The 18,714-nt window shown below is 71.6% G+C and carries 17 protein-coding genes; 11 read left to right on the top strand and 6 right to left on the bottom strand.

All coding sequences use genetic code 11. The features are described from left to right. Positions 1 to 340: 340 nt before the first annotated feature. Positions 341 to 1,333 (bottom strand): aldose epimerase family protein, encoded by a 993-nt coding sequence (locus tag LPA41_RS38300; RefSeq protein ID WP_229076336.1) that lies wholly within the window; start codon positions 1,331 to 1,333, stop codon positions 341 to 343. Between the two features lie 232 nt (positions 1,334 to 1,565). Here LPA41_RS38300 and LPA41_RS38305 point away from each other — a divergent pair, with 232 nt between their 5' ends. The 8 genes from LPA41_RS38305 (at position 1,566) to LPA41_RS38340 (ending at position 8,676) form a co-directional block, all read left to right on the top strand. Beyond that, positions 1,566 to 3,068 (top strand): cellulase family glycosylhydrolase, encoded by a 1,503-nt coding sequence (locus LPA41_RS38305; protein ID WP_229076339.1) that lies wholly within the window; start codon positions 1,566 to 1,568, stop codon positions 3,066 to 3,068. A gap of 137 nt (positions 3,069 to 3,205) precedes the next feature. Then, complete coding sequence (locus LPA41_RS38310) at positions 3,206 to 3,709, top strand: sigma-70 family RNA polymerase sigma factor (RefSeq protein WP_229076342.1); 504 nt, start codon at positions 3,206 to 3,208, stop codon at positions 3,707 to 3,709. After that, positions 3,693 to 4,790: a hypothetical protein gene (locus LPA41_RS38315; RefSeq protein WP_229076344.1), complete on the top strand. Its 1,098-nt coding sequence runs from the start codon at positions 3,693 to 3,695 to the stop codon at positions 4,788 to 4,790. The genes LPA41_RS38310 and LPA41_RS38315 overlap by 17 nt, the downstream gene beginning before the upstream one ends. Beyond that, entirely contained in the window at positions 4,787 to 5,689 is a 903-nt protein-coding gene (locus LPA41_RS38320; RefSeq protein ID WP_229076346.1) for an ABC transporter ATP-binding protein, read from the top strand. Before LPA41_RS38315 ends, LPA41_RS38320 begins: the two co-directional genes overlap by 4 nt. After that, positions 5,686 to 6,534: an ABC transporter permease subunit gene (locus LPA41_RS38325; protein WP_229076350.1), complete on the top strand. Its 849-nt coding sequence runs from the start codon at positions 5,686 to 5,688 to the stop codon at positions 6,532 to 6,534. Before LPA41_RS38320 ends, LPA41_RS38325 begins: the two co-directional genes overlap by 4 nt. A gap of 114 nt (positions 6,535 to 6,648) precedes the next feature. Beyond that, a complete protein-coding gene (locus LPA41_RS38330; protein WP_229076352.1) occupies positions 6,649 to 7,791 on the top strand; it encodes a glutamate--cysteine ligase in 1,143 nt (380 codons plus the stop codon). A 74-nt stretch (positions 7,792 to 7,865) separates the two neighbouring features. Continuing rightward, a complete protein-coding gene (locus LPA41_RS38335) occupies positions 7,866 to 8,066 on the top strand; it encodes a hypothetical protein (protein ID WP_229076355.1) in 201 nt (66 codons plus the stop codon). Positions 8,067 to 8,178: 112 nt separating this feature from the next. Then, on the top strand, positions 8,179 to 8,676 hold the full coding sequence (locus LPA41_RS38340; RefSeq protein WP_229076358.1) for a hypothetical protein: 498 nt from the start codon (positions 8,179 to 8,181) through the stop codon (positions 8,674 to 8,676). Positions 8,677 to 9,027: 351 nt separating this feature from the next. On the opposite strand, the gene LPA41_RS38345 is transcribed toward LPA41_RS38340, so the two are convergent. From LPA41_RS38345 to LPA41_RS38355, 3 genes are read right to left on the bottom strand one after another with little or no spacing between them, the layout of a single operon-like run. Continuing rightward, entirely contained in the window at positions 9,028 to 9,594 is a 567-nt protein-coding gene (locus tag LPA41_RS38345; RefSeq protein ID WP_229076360.1) for a Uma2 family endonuclease, read from the bottom strand. A 56-nt stretch (positions 9,595 to 9,650) separates the two neighbouring features. Next, positions 9,651 to 10,013 carry a hypothetical protein gene (locus LPA41_RS38350; protein WP_229076363.1) on the bottom strand — a complete coding sequence of 121 codons (363 nt, stop codon included), beginning with the start codon at positions 10,011 to 10,013 and terminating at the stop codon, positions 9,651 to 9,653. 26 nt (positions 10,014 to 10,039) lie between these two features. Continuing rightward, positions 10,040 to 10,306 (bottom strand): hypothetical protein, encoded by a 267-nt coding sequence (locus LPA41_RS38355; RefSeq protein WP_229076366.1) that lies wholly within the window; start codon positions 10,304 to 10,306, stop codon positions 10,040 to 10,042. Between the two features lie 124 nt (positions 10,307 to 10,430). Between LPA41_RS38355 and LPA41_RS38360 the strand changes: the two genes are divergently transcribed. Together LPA41_RS38360 and thyX are read left to right on the top strand one after the other, a co-directional pair. Continuing rightward, positions 10,431 to 11,603, top strand: coding sequence for an endo-1,4-beta-xylanase (locus LPA41_RS38360; RefSeq protein WP_229076369.1), 1,173 nt, complete (start codon positions 10,431 to 10,433; stop codon positions 11,601 to 11,603). 207 nt (positions 11,604 to 11,810) lie between these two features. Beyond that, positions 11,811 to 12,530: an FAD-dependent thymidylate synthase gene (gene thyX / locus LPA41_RS38365; protein WP_229076372.1), complete on the top strand. Its 720-nt coding sequence runs from the start codon at positions 11,811 to 11,813 to the stop codon at positions 12,528 to 12,530. Positions 12,531 to 12,545: 15 nt separating this feature from the next. Here thyX and LPA41_RS38370 read toward each other — a convergent pair whose 3' ends face one another. Both LPA41_RS38370 and LPA41_RS38375 read right to left on the bottom strand, forming a co-directional pair. Then, positions 12,546 to 13,811, bottom strand: coding sequence for an exo-beta-N-acetylmuramidase NamZ domain-containing protein (locus LPA41_RS38370; RefSeq protein WP_229076375.1), 1,266 nt, complete (start codon positions 13,809 to 13,811; stop codon positions 12,546 to 12,548). A 233-nt stretch (positions 13,812 to 14,044) separates the two neighbouring features. Continuing rightward, entirely contained in the window at positions 14,045 to 17,290 is a 3,246-nt protein-coding gene (locus LPA41_RS38375) for a S8 family serine peptidase (protein ID WP_229076377.1), read from the bottom strand. A 150-nt stretch (positions 17,291 to 17,440) separates the two neighbouring features. Here LPA41_RS38375 and LPA41_RS38380 point away from each other — a divergent pair, with 150 nt between their 5' ends. Next, positions 17,441 to 18,685 (top strand): glycosyltransferase family 39 protein, encoded by a 1,245-nt coding sequence (locus tag LPA41_RS38380; protein ID WP_229076380.1) that lies wholly within the window; start codon positions 17,441 to 17,443, stop codon positions 18,683 to 18,685. Positions 18,686 to 18,714 lie beyond the last annotated feature (29 nt).

An 18,714-nucleotide genomic window follows, 5' to 3' on the forward strand; every position in this document is an offset into this window, starting at 1 on the left:
CGCCCCCCCGCACCACGCGCGGGGGTAGCCCAAATGGCAGAGGCAGCCGGCCTGAAACTCAGATTCTCGCTCCAACGTCAGCATTCACCACTGAACACCAGATCGAACGGCCAGGGACGGAGACAGCGGATGCCGGTTCGAATCCGGTCCGCCGCGCCACGAGCGGCGGTAGTTTAATGGCAAAACCCGATGTCCTTACGAATGATCCCGGCTCTTAAACGTGCTGGTGTGTGCAATTCAGTGGTAAAGAGAGGCCCGGGGATTGGCCATATCCCCGGGCCTCACCAACGACAACGGCGCCGCACGGACGAGGCGCCGCACTGACGAGGCGGCACCGGCCTCAGGCGACGCCGAAGCGGTAGATCGTGGTGGACCGGTACGTCTCCCCCGGCCGCAGCACCGTCGACGGGAACTCCGGCCGGTTCGGCGAGTCCGGGAAGTGCTGGGTTTCCAGGGCGAAGCCGTCACCCTGCCGGTACGCACGGCCGCCCGTCCCGGCGAACGTCCCGTCCAGGAAGTTCCCCGAGTAGAACTGCAACCCGGGCTCCGTGGTCAGCACTGTCAGGGTCCGGCCGGTGACCGGCTCGGCCACGTACGCGACCTCCCGCAACCCGGAGCCGCGCAGCACCCAGTTGTGGTCGTACCCGCCGCCCAGCAGCAACTGTTCCTCGTCGTCGCGGATCCGCGCGCCGATCGCCACCGGCTCCCGGAAGTCCATCGCGGTCCCGTCCACGGGCACGATCCGGCCGGTCGGGATCAGCCCGTCGCCGACCTCGGTGAACCCGTCGGCATCGAGCCGCAACAGGTGCCCGTAGACGTCCCCGGAACCGGCCCCGGCCAGGTTGAAGTAGCTGTGGTTGGTCAGGTTCACCACGGTCGGCGCGTCCGTGACGGCCTCGTAGTCGATGCGCAGCCCGTTGTCGTCGGTGAGCGTGTAGGTGACGGTCACCGACAACTCGCCCGGGAAGCCCTGGTCACCGTCGGCGCTGACGTGCTGGAGGACGAGGCTCGACGGACCCGGCGTGGCAGACCAGACGTGGCGATCGAAACCGGTCTCACCGCCGTGCAGCGTGTTGCCGGCGTCGTTGCGCGGCAGTTCCCGTGACTCGCCGTCGAGGGTGAACCGCCCGCCGGCGATCCGGTTGCCGTAACGGCCGATGATCGCACCGAAGTACGGGCCCGGATGGTCCGCGTACCCCTGCTGGTTCTCGAATCCGAGCACGACGTTCGCGATGCCGCCCGCCCGGTCCGGGACCTCGATGGACTGGATGATCCCGCCGTAGGGCAGGACGCGGACCCGCATGCCGGTGATGTTTGTCAATTCGACGGACATGCCGACGGATGTTAGCGCTCACGCAGCGCTCGGGAGGGCCGCCGGGTGGCTGCCGCCTACGGGGTGGCGGTCCGGAAGGTCTCGGCCACCCTCCGCCGGGTGGCACCGGGCGGGACCCGTACCGCACCCGCGATGACATCAACGAAGTCCTGTACCGGGCCGGGCCGGCGCCGAAAGAGAGGCAACTCCCCAGACGTACACCAAAATTCGACCGAGAGGCCGGCCCCCGCTGATGACCCGCGCACGCATCTGTGCCACCGCCCTGGCTTCCGCGCTGCTGATCGGCAGCGCCCTGTCTCCGGCCTCCGCCGCGCACGCCACCACCGGCGAGCCGGCGGCCACGACAGCCGCGGCGCAGGTCACGACGGTGCCGACCATGGCCGGCCGGCTGGCCGCGGTCCGGGCCGCCAAGTCCATCAACTACTACCCGTCGGACGCCGGCTGGTCAGCGATGTGGACGAACTTCGACGCGACCCGGATCGACGCCGACCTGGCCCGCGCCGCCGAGTTGGGCGCCGACAACGTCCGGGTCATCGTCTTCCCGCAGGCGTTCGGCTACCCGAAGCCGACGGCCACCTACGCCGAGCGGCTCCGCAAGTTCGTCAGCATCGCGGCCGCGCACGACCTCACCGTCAAGCTGACCCTGTTCGACTGGTGGGACGGCTACTACGACGCGACCGGCAGCATCGGCTGGGCCACGGCGGTGCTCGCGCCGTACGTGGACGACCCGCGCGTCATCTCGGTCGAGCTGAAGAACGAGTTCCAGCCCGGCAACGCCGCCGCGGTCGCCTGGGTCCGGCAGGTGATCCCGGCGGTCCGGGCCGCCGCACCGACGATGCCGCTGACCCTGTCGGTCGACGGCGGCACCGGCGCGGCCGGCATGGCGCAGATCAAGTCGGAGCTGGCCACGACCCCGCTGGACTACTACGACTTCCACTTCTACGGCAACTCGGAGCGGTCCCTCGCCGAGATCCGCAAGGCGCAGGCGGCCGTGGCACCGGTGCCGATCGTGATCGGCGAGACCGGGCTGAGCAGTGCCACCGCCAGCGAGGGCGAGCAGGGCGCCTACCTGGCCCGGGTGTTCCGCGCCGCGAAGGAGGCGGGCGTCGGCTCGGTCTCGCCGTGGACGCTCAACGACTTCTCCGACAAGGCCATCCCGAGCAACTCGACGGTGTCGACGATCCCCGCGCAGTACCGGTTCGGCCTCTACCGGGCCGACGGCAGCGCGAAGGTCGCCGCCGACGTGGTCCGCGCCGCGTGGACCACCGGCACGCTGCCGAACAGCTTCCTCAACCTGGGCTTCGAGGCGCCGGCCGCCGACTCGCCGTGGCGGCAGAACCTGCCCCAGGCCGGCACCGGCGTGGTCAGCACCGACATGCCGCGCAACGGCTCGCACTCGGTACGGTTCGCCGGCACCACCCGCACCACGAGCGGGCTGCCTTCCCTGGTCACCGCGCCGATCACGCCGGTGCAGCCGGGGTACCGCTGGCGGGCCGAGGCGTACGCCCGGGGCATCGACGCGACCGGCACCACCGAGATCGCGCTGAGCTGGTTCGACGCCGACGGGAAGTGGCTGAGCCAGAACACCTCGAACCGGCTGCCCGCGGGCGACACCGGCTGGACGAAGCTGGTCATCGAGACGGTCGCCCCGGCGGGGGCGGCGGGCGTGCAGCTGCACCTCAAGTCCGGTGACAACACCGGCACGGTGTGGTTCGACGACATCGGCATCTCCTGACACATCCCCACGACGAGAATCCGCGATCAGGCCGGCCGGGCGAGAAGCCCGGCCGGTCTTTGTCACGTCCGGGGCCCCGGCGGTGCTTCCCTGATGTGAAGCAACAAGTCGAACCGGCGCGGCAGAGGGGGCGGGCGGTGCATCCGGCGGTCCGAGCCGACCTGGAACAGGTCTTCCGCTCCGCCTACCCGCGGGTCGTCGCCGTCGCCGCCCGGGTCCTCGGTTCCCGCGACGAGGCCGAGGACGTCGCCCAGGAGGTGTTCCTCACCTTCGGCCGGTCGTCGGTGCCGGCGGCCGAGGCGGCCGGGTGGCTCACCGTCGCCGCGGCACACACCGCGCTCAACCATCTGCGCAGCGGCCGGCGCCGGACCACCCGCGAGGAGGCCGCCGGCGTGGTCGATCCGGTGGCACCGGACGTCGCCGACACCGTGGTGGCCCGCGAGGAACGGCGCCGGGTCCGCGCCGCCCTGGCCCGGCTCCCCCGGCGGCAGGCGGTCGCCCTGGTCCTGCGGCACAGCGGACTCAGTTACGCCGAGGTCGCCGCCGCTCTCGAACTCTCCCCCGGCAGCGTGGGCACCACCGTGCGACGCGCCGAGTCCGCCCTACGCGAGGAGCTGAACCGCCATGCGTCACCCCAGTGACGGCACCCTGCGCCGGCTCGTGGACGAGCCGGACGGTGTCGCCGACACCGACCACGACCACATCGCCGGCTGCCCGGCCTGCCAGACCACCCTGGCCGGCGTACGCCACGACGCCCGCACCGCCGCCACCGCGCTGACCTCCCACGTCGAGGAACCCGACATCGACGCCGGTTGGCACCGTCTGTCCGCGACGATAGCCGCGGGCACCCCGGCCGGGCAGCCGGTGAGCAGGCAGCCGGTGAGCAGGGGCGGCGCCGGCTGGCGCACCGCCCTGCGTCGCCCCGCGGTCGCGATCACCGCGGCGGTCGCCCTGCTCAGCGGCGCCACCGCGGCGGCCGCCACCGACTGGCTGCAGATCTTCCGGACCGAACAGATCGCCCCGGTGACCATCAGCCAGGCGGACCTGCTCAAGCTTCCCGATCTTTCCGGGTACGGGGACGTAAAGCTCACCGAGCCCGCGCGAATCCGTGCCGTCCCCGATGCGATGGCAGCGCAGGAGACCGCCGGCCTGGCCGTTCCCCAGGTGGCCCAGCTGCCCGGCGGCGTCACCGGGCAACCGCAGTACCAGGCCGGCGACCGGGTCAGCGCCGAGTTCACCTTCTCCGCCGCCAAGGCCGCCCGCGCCGCCGCCGACGCCGGGCACACGCTGCCGCCCATGCCGGCCGGCCTCGACGGCAGCCGGTTCCGGCTCACCGCCGGCCCGGGCGTCGCGGCCGTGTGGAACTCCGGGCAGGGCGTGCCGGCCCTGATCGTCGGCCGGGCCGTCGCGCCGGCCGCGTACTCCGACGGCGTACCGTTCGCCACCGCCCGCGACTACCTGCTCTCCCTCTCCGGCCTGCCGCAGGACGTGGCCGCGCAGCTGCGCGGCTTCACCGGGGACGGCCGCACCATGCCGGTGCACGTGCTGGCCGAGGAGTTGTCCAGCGCTCCCGCCGACGTCGGTGGCATACCCGCGACCGTGCTCACCTCCAAGGACCAGGTCCTGGCGGCGGTCGTCTGGGTCCGCGACGGCGTGGTAACCGTGGTCGCCGGCTCGCTGACCGCCGACGAGGTGCTGACCGTGGCGCGAGGTCTGCGGTGAGCGCCGCGGTCTGGGCGTCCGGGCTGCGCAAACGCTACCGGCGGCGGACCGCCGTGGACGACGTGTCGTTCAGCGTCGCCCGCGGCGAGCTGATGGGGCTGCTGGGCCCGAACGGCGCGGGCAAGACCACCGTCATCAAGATGCTGCTCGGCCTGGTGCGCCCCGACGCCGGCGAGGTCATGCTGCTCGGCCGCCCGGCCCGGGACCCGGCGTCCCGCGCCCGGGTCGGTTACCTGCCCGAACTCTTCCGATATCAGCCGTGGCTGACCGCCGCCGAAGTGCTCGGCCTGCATGTCCGGCTGGCCGGGCTCACCGTGCCGGACGCCGAGCGGCGGGAGTGCCTGGGCACGGTCGGGCTCGCGGACCGGGCCGGCGACCGGGTCGGCGGCTTCTCCAAAGGCATGCAGCAGCGGCTCGGGCTGGCCGTCGCGCTCGTCGCCCGCCCCGAGTTCGTGGTGCTCGACGAACCGACGAGCGCCCTCGACCCGCTCGGCCGGGCCGACGTGCGCGACCTGCTGCTGTCCCTGAAGGAGCGCGGGGTGGCGGTCCTGCTCAACTCGCACCTGATCGGCGAGGTGGAACGGGTCTGCGACCGGGTGCTCATCCTGGACCGCGGCCGGGTGGCGGCGGCCGGGACGCTTCCCGAACTGCTCGGCGGCCGGGAGTTGCGGCTGCGGCTCGACGAGGTGAGCTCCGACGCGGAACGCCGCCTCAAGGAGGTCGGCGAACTCACCTGCACCGGCGAGGAGTACACCGTGGCGCTGCGGGACCCCGAGGTCATCCCGGACCTGGTGGCCGACCTGGTCGCGCTCGGTGTCCGGGTGCACGCGGTCGAACCGGGACGGGTCAGCCTGGAGGAACGGCTGCTGGGCATCCTGCGGGCCGGGGGCGAGCGGTGAGCGTACGCGTCATCCTCACCATCGCCCGGCTCACCCTCCAGGAGGCCGCCCGCCGCCGGGTGTTGCGCTCGCTCGCCGTTCTCACCGTCCTGCTGCTGGCGGTCAGCGCCTGGGGTTTCTCCCGCATCGACGCCGAGTTCGGCGACCTGACCAGCGGGGAGGCCCGGCTCGCCGCCGCCATGGTGCTCAACCTGGTGATGTTCGGGCTCAGCCTGATCGCCGCGCTGGGCACCGCGTTCCTGGCCGGGCCCACCCTGGCCGGCGAGATCGAGTCGGGCATCGCGCTGGCGGTGCTGGGCCGGCCGGTGCGCCGCGCCGCGATCCTGCTCGGCAAATGGCTGGGCCTGGTCGTGTTCGGCACCGGGTTCGTGGCCGCGGCCGGGCTGGCCCTGCTGCTCATCGTCCGGGGCACCGCCGGTTACTGGCCACCGGAACCGGTCACCGGCCTGGCCCTGCTCGCCGGCCAGGCGGTCGCGCTGCTCACCCTGGCGCTGCTGCTCTCGACCGCGATCTCGCCGATGGCCTCCGGCATCGTGGCGGTCGGCCTGTTCGGCGCCACCTGGGTCGCCGGGGTGGTCGGCAACGTCGGCGTGGCCCTGGCCAACCCGGGTATCGAACGGATCGGCACGGTCTCGCAGGTGCTGCTGCCGACCGACGGGCTGTGGCGTGGTGCGATGCGCTGCTTCCAGGACCCGTCGCTGTTCGCCCAGTTCGGGCAGGCGTTCGAGGCCCATCCGTTCCTCAGCATCGCGCCGCTGACCGTGCCGTACCTTCTCTGGTCCCTGCTCTGGGTCTTGATCGTCCTGGCCCTGGCCGGTGTCGCCTTCCAGCGGCGCGACCTGTGAGGCGCCCGCCTGGTCGGCCCTGGCGGGCCGACAGAGATCGTTAGCCGGTAGTTGACCACGGGTAGCCATGCGCGGTACCGGCATTCCCGGTGCAGGCCGAAAGGACGTTCCGCGATGACTTCCACGATTACCAGTCCCCTGACGGTGGTCGGCGACCCGGCCCGGCCGGCGCTGACCGTCGGGGTGGAGGAGGAGTTTCTCCTGCTCGACCCGGTGACCGGAGCCAACGTTCCGGTCGCCGAGCAGGTGCGCACGGCTTTGCCGCGGCGGCTCCGTGAGCAGAGCCGGCAGGAGATGCGGCGCAGCATGATGGAACTCGTCACCGGCGTGTGCACCGACCTCGGTGACGTGCGCGCCCAGCTGGTCGCTCTGCGGCAGAGCGCGGCCTGCGTGGCGGAATCGGCCGGGGCACGGCTCGTCGCGGTGGGCGCCACGCCCGTCGGCGAACCCGACCGCGGTGTCCCGTCCGGCCCCCGATACCAGGACATCGTCGACAGGTACGGGCCGGTGGCGCTCGACCCGGCAGTCTGCGGCATGCATGTGCACGTGGGCGTACCGGATCGCGACCTCGCCGTTCAGGTCTGCAACCACCTGCAGGTCTGGTTGCCGGTGATCCAGGCGATGACCAGCAACTCGCCGTTCTTCGAAGGGGCGGACACCGGGCACGCCAGCTGGCGGTCCGTGCAGTTGCGGCGCTGGCCCGGTGTGGCACCGACGCCGCATTTCAGCACCGCCGACGAGTACGACGCCACCGTCACCGACCTGCTCGAGTCCGGCGTCCTGCTCGACGAGGCGACGGTCTACTGGTACGCCCGTCTCTCCGCCTCCTACCCCACCGTGGAGGTCCGCATCGGTGACGTCTGCACCGACGTCGACGACGCCGTCCTGGTCACCGCCCTGATCCGGGCCGCCGTCGCCACCGCCGTCGCCGACATCGTGGACGGCCGCCCGGCTCCGGTGCTCCGGGAGTGCGTGGTCGACGCCGCGCACTGGCGGGCCGCCCGCGAAGGCCTCGGCGGTGAACTCATCGACCTGCGCCTCGGCCACGCGCGGCCGGCCTGGGAACTCGTCGACGAGTTCTTCGCCACGGTCAGCCCGGCCCTGCTCGCCACCGGCGATCTCACCCTCGTCGTGGACGGCTTGGCCCGGTTGCGGCACACCGGCGACGGCGCCGCCCGGCAGCGCAGCCTCCACCAGGGCACCGGCAGCCTCCCGGCGGTGCTGACCACCCTCGCCGAGTGGACCCGGGCGGGCTGATCCGCCGGGTCGTCGCCCACCGCCGCCGGCCCACCCGATCGTTTAGCGGCCGGGAGCCGGGGAAGTCGCAGCGTATGACTGATGAGCAGCGCACCGAGCGGCACCCGACCGACGAGCCGGACGGCACCCCGGCGTACCAGGCGTCCCTGCGCAGCCCGGGCGAATCAGTGCAGGGCGCCGAACCGGAGACGACCGGGGAGAGCGCTTCCGCCGACCGCAGTGGCTACGACACGGACGCCGTCTCCGGCGACACCGAGATGTACCGGCCGGACTGACCCCTTCCGCCGTGATCGGGCGCCCAGCGACGCCGGGCGCCCGCACGCCCGTACACCCCGCCGGGCCGTCCGCACGCCCGCCGCCCTCGACGTGAACGCTTAGGCTCCGGTTGTGCGGATCGGTCGACGGCGCCTGGTCGCCGCCCTTGCGAGCCTCCTGCTCATCGTCCTTCTCGTCCTGGGGACCATCGCTTCCGTACGGTGGAGGGCCGCCGGCGAACCACACCCGATCTCCCCGCCCGCCGGGGCCGTGCCGCAGTCACACCAGGGCGACGGATACCAGCGGACCGTCTTCGATCGCGCCGGCATCATCGCGCGCGGCCTGCGCAACGATCGCGGGGACGCCACGGTGCGCGTCTATGCGCTGCCGCCGGACTCGCCGTGGCTGCAGGCCCGGAAGATCGTCGCCACGCAGCTCGATCACTGGGAGCAGGTCGGTTCTTGCGCCGATCGCGCGGAGGCCGAGATCGTCGAGTGCGCCTGGCGGGAACCGACCCGCTGGTGGCCCCGGGAGGTCCGGCTCACCATGCTGCGCCCGCCGCCGGGCGAGAACCGCGACGGCCGGCCCGGCCACCCGTTCGTGGTCATCGGATCCGGCCGGGGTAACTGATCGACGAATCTCTTCGGCCGATTCGCGAACCGGGCGGGGCGCAGGCGCATCTCACCCAGTACGTGCACACCGAGGGGAGGACCGTCGCATGCGTGTCACAAGCGCTCTGGGCGCAGTGTTGATCTTTGCTACCACCGTCGACGACCTGCCGTTCTGCGGCGAGCCGGATGACGCCGTCCGGTTCCGCAACGGAACCAACGGCAACGACATCCCCTGCCTCATGCTGCCGGGCGGGGCGAAGCCGGCGTCACACCGTCATCACGACGGTCAAGAAGCTGGACGGCAGGACCGAGACCCGGCCGGTACCGGCAGACGAACGCGAACGGCGACTGGGCACGGATCTGACCGGCCTCAGTGCCGGCGAGGGCGACCCAGCAGCGCCGCCACCTCGACGTCGAACGGGAACGGCTCGTCGGAGGTAAGCGTCCGGCCGGGGCCCACCACCTCGGCCGGACCGTAATGGTCACCGGCCAGTCGCTGCAGATGCAGTTCCACCGCGTCGTGCGGCTGCTCCACACGCAGGTACCAGCCGATCCCGGCCGCCGCATACAGCTGCGGCTTCAGCAGCCGGTCCGTCCCGGCATTGCCCGGTGACACCACTTCGACGACAAGCTTCGCCTCGGCCGCCTCCACCGTGGTGCCGACGTCGTCGGTGTCGGCCACCACGATGTCAGGTTGCAGGATGCGTCCACCGGCCAGCCGCAGATTGACGTCCTGCAGCACCAGGAGTCCGGCCTGTTCGGCCGGCCCGTACAGCGCCATGGTGAGCAGGAAGGCGATGTGCTGATGACGCTTGCTCGGCGCGGGACTCACCCACAGGCTGCCATCGATCAGCTCGACCCGGTTCGGGGTCTCCCCCAGCGCGAAGTATTCCTCCTCGCTCCACGACTCCGGGTGCTCCAGCACTGCCATGCTCATGGGATCGCCTCACCTCTCGGCGGATTCTGCCCCAAGCGTGCCATGCCGGGATCCGATCACACCCGGCGTACGACCAATCCAGGCTTGACCTCCGCCGCGGCGCCGAGCTTCGTGATGTCGTCCGGGTCGCTGGTGAAGACGATCGCCCCGTGCGCCAGCGCAACCGTGACGACCGCGGCGTTGACGACGTCCCGAGTACCGGCCTTACCGCACAGCACACCGGCGGTCTTCGCCGTCTCCATCCCGATCGGGACGATCTCACAGCTGTGCAGAAACCTGCCGAGCTGTACCTGACGGCGAGCGTCACGCCATGCCTGGGCTACGACGACTGCGGGAACGAGAAGGCGGCGTCCCTCTTCCAGGGCCAAATGGTGGATCACCCACATCCGCCGCGCATTGCCGTCGATGGCCAGCAGCACTCCGGCGTCGTACACATAAGGGATGCTCACGCCACCGCCGACCGGGAAACCCCGAACGCCTCGGCGTCGGCCGCAGCCATCTCGGCCCGGACCGCCGCGAGTTCTTCGAGCGTGAACGCACCGTGCTCGTCCTGCCAGTCGGCCACCAGACGGCGGCCGACCCGCCGGCGCAGTTCGCTCTCTGCCGCGCTCGCGACCAGACGCGACAGCGGAACACCGTCTTCTTTTGCCGCTACTCCGAGAGCTTCCACCAGTTCCCCGGGAAGCGTAACCGTCACCTTCTTCACCGCCATACAAGCACCATACGGCCATATGGCGATGGGCGATCCGGCCTCGGCCGGAGTGCGGAAACAACGGGACGCGATCTGATGGGTGGCTGACAGCGCTTTCCCGGGCAGGCGCCTACCGTCGTGCGGCATGGGTGACTCCCGCATACCTCGCCGTTCGCTCCTCCTCGGCGCGGCCGGCGCCGCGAGCCTTGCCGCCGGAGTGCCGTCCGCCTCCGTGGCGGCGGGCCTCGGCACGGCGCCGCCCGGCACGGCGCCGCTCGGGACGGTGGCCCGCTCGCGGGGCCTCGCTTTCGGCTCGTCGATCGCGACCTGGCAACTCGAGGGCGACTACCCCGCGCTGTTCGCGCGTGAAGCGGACCTGCTGTTCACCGAGGACGACCTGCTCTGGTACCGGCTGAAGCCGGCCCCGGACGCCCCGCTCGACTTCTCGTACGCCGACCGCATCATCGGTTTCGCCGAAGCCCACCGCATGCGCGTCCTCGGCGCCCACCTCGTCTGGGACGAGGGCTTCGGCGAGGGCTGGCCGGCGGACCATCTCTGGTCCCTCGGCCGGGCGCAGGCGCGCGAACTGCTGTTCGGCACGCTCACGGCGACGGTCCGGCGCTATCGCGGCCGGGTGGACGCGTGGAGCGTCGCCAACGAGGTGACAAGCCCCGAGGGGGTACGCGGCCTCCGCACCGACGTGCCCTGGTGGCAGACGATCGGGCCGTCCTATGTCGCCGAAGCGTTCCACCTGGCCCACGCGGCCGACCCGCGGGCGCGGCTGCTCATCAACGAGTTCGGTTTCGAAACCGTCGACCAGTGGGGCGACGAACCGGAACCGCGACGGCAGGCCACCCTGCAGGTCATCGACCAGTTGCTCCGCGACGGCGTACCCGTGCACGCCCTCGGGGTGCAGGCCCACCTGCTCGCCGACCGGTTCGCCGAGCGGTTCGACGCCCGGTCCTACATCCGCTGGCTGGATCGGGTGGCCGACCGCGGCCTGGACATCCTGATCACCGAACTGGACGTGCTCGACGACGGCCTGCCGGCGCACGCAGGCCGTCGCGACGCGGGCGTCGCCGACGTCTACCGGCGGTACCTCGACGTCGCGCTCTCCCACCGGGCCGTCAAGGCGGTCACGAGCTTCGGCCTCACCGACCGCTACACCTGGCTCCAGGAGGATCTGCCGCGCGAGGACGGCGCCGCCCGCCGCCCGCTGCCGTTCGACGAGGAACTTCAGCAAAAACCGGCGTACCGCTCGATGGCCCGCGCCTTGGCCCGCGCACCCCGCCGCGCACCGCTGTGGCCACCCGCCTGACCGTTTCACCAGGCCGCCGTGCGCCGGTGTTGATCTGCTGGCGCTACGAAATCGCTGTGATCATGGTCCTGAAACCGCGATTTCGCACCGCCAGCAGATCAACATCTCGCCATGAACGGCGCGTCCGGCACCGTCGGGGCCGGCAGGGGGCACTGGGCGGGGTGGCGCTGCGCTGATCGCCCTGGTTCGTGTGGAAACATGCGGCTCATGACTGAACCCGTCTTCCGGTTCGACGTGACGGTCACCCTGGTACGCAGCGCGGCCGGTGACGCCGACGTGCTGTTCGCGGCCCGGGTCTCGACTGCCGGGGAGGCGTCGCTCGACGAGTTGGCCAAGGATCCGGAGAAGTCCCGCGGCCTGATCAACTATCTGATGCGGGACCGGCACGGCACCCCGTTCGAGCACAACTCGATGACCTTCCTGGTGCAGGCGCCGATCCTGGTGTTCCGGGAGTTCCACCGGCACCGGTCCGGCTGGTCGTACAACGAGGAGAGCGGGCGGTACCGGGAGTTGCAGCCGGTCTTCTACACCCCGGCCGCGGATCGGCACCTGGTGCAGCACGGCCGGCCCGGCAAGTACGAGTTCAGCGCGGGCACGCCGGAACAGCACGAGACGACCGTGTCGGCGATGGAGTCGGCGTACCGGGCGTCGTACGCGGCGTACCGGGAGATGCTCGACGCCGGGATCGCCCGCGAGGTGGCCCGTTCGGTGCTGCCGGTCGGGTTGTTCTCCTCGATGTACGCGACGTGCAACGCCCGTTCGCTCATGCACTTCCTGTCGTTGCGCACGAAACGGGAGAACGCCAAGGTGCCGTCCTTCCCGCAGCGCGAGATCGAGATGGTCGCCGAGCAGATGGAGGCGCAGTGGGCGGCGCTGATGCCGCTCACCCACGCCGCTTTCGAGACGCACGGCCGGGTCGCGCCGTGACCCGGCAGGGTGCGATCAGGCACGCGGGTAGAGCAGGTAGGGCTTGCGGCGCCGATTGAAATCGGACAGCTCCGGTTGCCAGGATCCGACGACGTCGTCCACCGTGGCACCCGCGTCGATCATCGTGCGGGGGCGGTCCGATCCGAACAGCAGGTCCGCGAAGGGCGGCCGGCCCGGATTGTCGTCACGCCAGGCGAAACCGGGCAGCCGCCGGGCCTCGACCAGCATCGCGACCACGGTGCGGATCGGGTCGAAGGCGGCGCGGTCGGTGACCCGCAGTTCGATGCCGCAGCACAGCTGCTCGGCGAACTTGCCGGTCGCCGGCACGAAATAGGCCTCGCGCAGCGCCACCCCGGGCAGGTCGTGCCCGGCCACCCGGTCCCGCCAGCGGTAGTCGAAGCCGGGACTGCCGGTGATCTCGAACGGCCGGGTCGTGCCGCGCCCCTCGGAGATCGAGGCGACCCCTTCGAACAGGCACGTCCCAGGGTAGACGGCGGCCGTGTCCGGAGTGGGCATGTTCGGACTCGGCATCACCCAGGGCACGTCGAGGTCGGCGGCGAACAGCCCGCCGTGCCAGCCCTCGCACTCCACCACCTCGAGGCGGACCGGGGTGCTCAGGAACTCCCCGTTGTAGAAACGGGCCAGCTCACCGACGGTCATGCCGTGCTGCTGCACGATCTCGCGCAGCCCGACGCCGGAGGTGAAGCCCGGCTTGAGCATCGGGCCGAACGCGCGGCCGCCGATCGGATTCGGACGGTCGAGCACGACGTAGCGCAGTCCGAGCGACGCCGCGGCGGTCATCGAGTCGTAGAGCGTCCAGATGTAGGTGTAGAACCGGGCGCCGACGTCCTGGATGTCGAAGACCACGGTCCGGACGCCGGTCTCGGTGAACATCGCCCGCCAGCGGTCGTGGGTGACGCGGTAACCGTCGTACACCGGCAGCCCGGTGCGGGCGTCCGTGCTGAAACCCTCGTCGCCACCGACGCGCGCCGAGCCGCGGAAACCGTGCTCCGGCCCGAAGATTCCGCCGATCCGCACCCCCGCCGCGTGCATCCGGTCGACCAGGTGCCGGTATTGGCGATCGACGGCGGTCAGGTTGGAGACGATGCCGACGCGGTCCGCCCGTACCGTTTCCCAATCGGAACCCGCCAATCGCTCCAATCCGGTGCGCACCTTTGTCCGCGCGGGTTTTCCAGCCGCCGGCCCGGCGGTGGCGGTGGCGGTAGTGGCGGTGGCCAGGCCGGCTACGCCGGCGGCCGTGATGAGGGTGCGGCGCTTCATGTCGTCTCCGGCATTGTCGCGGGTACGGGTCACCGCAATCGATACCGGTTCCCCGGGCACCGGCGGAGCCGTTTACCCCGCAAATCCCGCGTATGAGCAAGAAGCGGTCTCGCGCATGAGCAAGGCGGGCCCGCGCATGAGCAAGAAGCGGGCCCGCGCATGAGCAAGAAGCGGGCCCGCGTCCGAGGAAAGGGCCGGACCGTGACGGCCCGGCCCTTTCGGCGATGCGACGATCAGCGCAGTGCGTAGGCGCGCACCAAGCTCTGCGACACCGTGTTGCCGTGCGTGTCGGCCGCGGAGGCCCGCAGCGACACGAATCCGGCGCCGTCCGGGTGGCGGACCGTGGCGACCCGCTTGTCACCCGACCCGCGCACGTCCGCCTTGCGCCACGTCCGGCCGTCGTCGTAGGAGACGTCGACCGTCACCGACCGCACCGCACCGACGCGCACGCCGGGCTGGTGCTCGACCACCACCGGGATGTCGAACCGGCGGCCGGCCGGCGCGCTGTTGCGGTCGTCGACCGCCGGCGCGAACCGGATCGTGCGCACCGGCAGACGCTGGAACTCCTCGCCCTCGACGTGCCCGGAGCGGAACGTCCACGTGCCGCGCACATCGGTGGAGAACACGTGCGGCGCGCCGCGCGTGGCGGTCGCCTCCAGGCGGTACGTGGCCGTTTCCGGCGGCACCTCGACCTCCCAGCCCTCGCCGACCAGGGCGTTGCCCCGGTAGAGCTTCACCGACTCCTCGGCCAGGTACGAGAAACCGGGGTGCCCGGCGCCGTCACCGTGCAGCGGCATGTTGAGTACCAGGAAGTCGCCGTACCGGGTGACCCACTGCGGGTCGTACAGCGGCTTGGTGACGTTCGGGCCGATCACCGCGCGGTTCCACGCCTGCGGGTACGTCCGGCCGGCCCGCAGCTTGCGGGTCTCGCTGTACGTGTCGTCGAGGAACTCGGTGAAGCCGTCGGCGCCGGGCCGCGTCTGGCTGAACGTGGAGAACCACGGCACTTCCGGGTTCACGTACTCGGTGCGGCGGAACGGCAGGCTGAACGGCGTGTACACGAAGGTCAGGCCGGCTTCCTCGGAGTAGCGGGCGACGTTCGCCTTGGCGCCTTCGACGCCTGTCGCCTCGACGCCGTACGACGGCGTGAAGGCGGCCAGCTCGGACAGTTTCGGCGCCTTGCGCAGCCCCTCGAACATCAGGCCTTCGCGGAAGTAGGCCAGGTCGGTGGTGTACGGGCTGTTGCGGAAGTCCTCCGCCGCTCCGGGCCGGGCGAACGAACCGAACACCGAGGCCCTGAAGAACGGCTTCGACACCTTCGACACCGGACCGGCGTAGAGCTCGTCGAACTCGGCCGCGCCCAGCCCCGCCGAGTAGTAGCCCCCCTCCTCGGTCTCCCAGTCGCCGTTCACGGCAGCCAGCACGGTGCCGGCGTCCCGCTGCGGCGGGGTCACCCGGAGCGGCTTGGCCGTGCGGGCGTCCAGGGTCAGCGAGCGATTCCCGTCGACGACCAGCTCGGACTCGGTGAGCATGGTGCTCGACTCCTCGCCCTGGAAGATCCAGGAGAAGAGGCCGTACCGGCCCGCCGGCACGCGCACCTCGCCGGAGGCGGGCACGTCGATCGAGGCGAACTCGTCCAGGCCGAGCAGCACGGTCAGGTTGTCGGCGCTGGGCTGGCCGTCCCGGCCGAGCACCCGCACGGTGAGGTCGTAGCTCTCGACCTCGTTGACGACGCCGAGAGCGGTCGTCACCCGTACACCCGAGGGGGCGGTGGCCGTGAGGTAACCGCCCAGCGGGGCTTCCGCCAGGTCCGCGCCGACACCGGCGGTGACCGTGGTGGACGCGGTGCCGCCGGCCGGGACCGTGAGGGTGGACGCGGCCACCGTGAACGGCGCGCCGGAGACGCTGAGGGCAAGGTTCACGGGCGTGGTGCCCGCGTTGCGGTAGGTGACGGTACGGGTGATCGGCTGGTCGTCGTCGTGCGGCCAGGCCTGGATCCCGAAGCTGACGCTGCCCTCGTCCACGGTGACCGTCTGGGTGATCTGCCGGGCCACGTCGACACGGCCGGCACCCTGGTCGAACGCGCTGGTGCCGTCGGCCGGCTGGGCCGAGGCGATGAGCGTGTTCTTGCGCAGGCGCGACGACCAGCCGGGGTGCTGCTGGGTGAGCAGCGCGGCGGCACCCGCGACGTGCGGGGTCGCCATCGACGTGCCGTCGAGCGCCACGTACCCGTCGGGCGCCGGGTCACCGATCACCCCGTTGGCGGCCTTGGCGGCGACGATGCCGACACCGGGCGCGGTGATGTCCGGCTTGAGCGCGCCGTCGCCGGTGCGGGGACCCCGGCTGGAGAAGTCGGCGAGCCGGTCCTCGCGGTCCACGGCACCGACCGAGAGGGCCGCGTCCGCCGACGACGGCGAGCCGATGGAGCCGGGGGTTCCCTCGTTGCCCGCGGCGATCACGAACAGCGTGTCGTGCTGCGCGGTCAGTTCCTGGACGGCCTGCTCCAGCGGGTCGACCTCCGGGGTGTCCCGCCCGCCCAGGCTCAGGTTGATCACCGGCGACCGCTCGGCCGCCCAGATCATGCCGGCCAGGATTGACGACTCCTCGCACCAGCCGGCCTCGCACACCTTGCCGACAAGCAGTTTCGCACCCGGCGCGACACCGGCGTACTTGCCGCCGGACGCGGCGCCGCTGCCCGCGATGATCGAGGCGACGTGGGTGCCGTGGCCGAAGATGTCGTCGACGCTCTCCGCGGTGGTGAAGTTCTGCGCCTCGACGATCTTGCCGGCGAAGTCCGGGTGGTTCTGGTCGATGCCGCTGTCGAGCACGGCGACGGTCACGCCGGTGCCGTCGTAGCCGGCCCGGTAGGCCGCCGGGGCGCCGATCTGCGGCACACTGCGGTCCAGGCTCAGCTGCCGCTTGCCGTCCAGCCAGATCTTCTGCACACCGGCCTGCAGGGTACGGGCGGTGTCCGTCCCGCCGGTCAGCGACGACCAGATGCCGGCCCGGCCCTCCAGGTCGGCCCGCACGGCGAGGGCGTCGATGGCGGACAGGTCGCGGGTGACCCGCGCCTCCCCCGCGGAAAGCGCGGACCTGGCCCGGTTCGCACCGGCGTCGGCGTGCGTGATGATCAGCGGCAGCTCGGCGGTGGCCGGCAGCTGGGTGATGTCGAACAGGCGCTTGTCGAGGCGCCCCTGCCGGATCAGGCCGAGCGCGTCGGACGGGATCACATAGTGGTGGTCGCCGGCCCGGTGGGTGGCGAAGGTGACGTTCTCCCGGCCCGCGCCGCGCTGGACGGAGACGTCCTTGCCGTGCCGGTGCACGCGGTCGCCGGTGATCAGGGTGACGGGTTTCTGGAACTGCGCCGTAGCGGCCGGTTCCGTGGCGTCCACCGGCTTCGCGGCGGCCGCCGCCGGCGCGGCGAGCAGCCCTGCCGCGAGGATCGAGCTGGTCAGTAAGGCGGGCACTCTTCGATGCATGCGATGCCTCCCGTGCCGGGACCGCCCCGGCTCGGCATCGACAATCGCAGATGTATGCAATCACCGATGCACCCGTCCCTCCGCGGGGGCCTTCCCTCGCGCGCGGAATCGTCTAGTCTCGCCGCGGGGCCGGAACTCCGGGAAGGGCGCATGACCATCACCAACGTGACCACGGCCGACACGGCCACCGAACCCGTGCCGTCCCGATGGCGCGTCGCGCTGCGCGACGCCATCCCGGCGATCGGCATCTATCTGTTCCTGCGCCTGATAAGTCTTCAGGTCATGTCGGTGCTGGCGGCCTACGCGCACGCGCAGGACCCCGGCAAACAGGTCTACCCGGACGGCTCGACCAACCAGTGGCGCGGCTACACCTCGGTGCTGGACGCCCTGGTCTCCTGGGACGCCCGGTGGTACGTGATGATCGCCGGCGATGGCATCGGCGGGCCGGTCGGCGCGATCGACCCCAACGGCGTGCCGTACGAGCACCGCCTGATGTTCTTCCCGCTCTACTCCTGGCTGGCCCGGCCGCTGACCTTCCTGCCGTTCATCTCCCCCGTGGTGGCCTGCCTGATCGTCTCCGCGATCTCCGCCGTCGCCGCGGCCTGGGGTCTCTACCTGGTCGGCCGGCACGTCCACGACCACCGGGTCGGCATCATGCTCGCCGCCGCCTGGGCGGTCGCCCCGGCCGCGATGACGCAGAACGGCGCGTTCACCGAGTCCCTGTTCACCGCCCTGGCGGCCTGGACTCTCTACGCGCTGCTCACCGAGCGCTGGCTGCTCGCCGGCCTGCTCGCCGGCGTCAGCGGGTTGAGCCGGCCCACCGCGGCCGCGCTGATCGGCACCGCCGGCCTGGCCCTGCTGATCGCGGCGGTGCGCCGCAAGGGCGGCTGGCGGCCGTACGCCGGGATGCTGCTCGCCCCAGCCGGACTGCTCGCCTACGTCGGGTACGCCGGGTATCGGCTCGGCGGCGTCGACAAATACTTCGAGATCCACAACAACACGTTCGGCGCCTGGTGGGACTACGGCTCGTCGACGTCGAAGGTGATCTGGAACGTCATGCTCGGCAACGTGGAGGACGCCACGAAACCGATCCGGCTGCTCTCCGTGCTGATCTTCTTCGGCTTCCTGATGCTGCTCACCCTGCTGATCGCCAACCGGGCGCCGTGGCAGCTCACCGTCTACGCCGTCGCGACCCTGGTGCTCGCGGCCGGCTCGCACGCGCACATCTCGATGATGGGCCGGCACCTGCTGCCCGCGTTCACGGTGCTGCTGGTGCCGGCCGTCGCCCTGGCCCGGGCCGCCAACCGGAACGTGGTGATCGTCCTCGGGTTCCTGGCGGTGACCTCCGGCTGGTACGCCGGGTGGCTGCCCTTCATCTCCGGTCAGGCCATCTGACCCGCTCGGCGGGCGGGCCCGCCCGGGCC

This window comes from Actinoplanes sp. DH11, from assembly GCF_020873875.1.
In the GTDB taxonomy this organism is placed as follows: Bacteria; Actinomycetota; Actinomycetes; order Mycobacteriales; family Micromonosporaceae; genus Actinoplanes.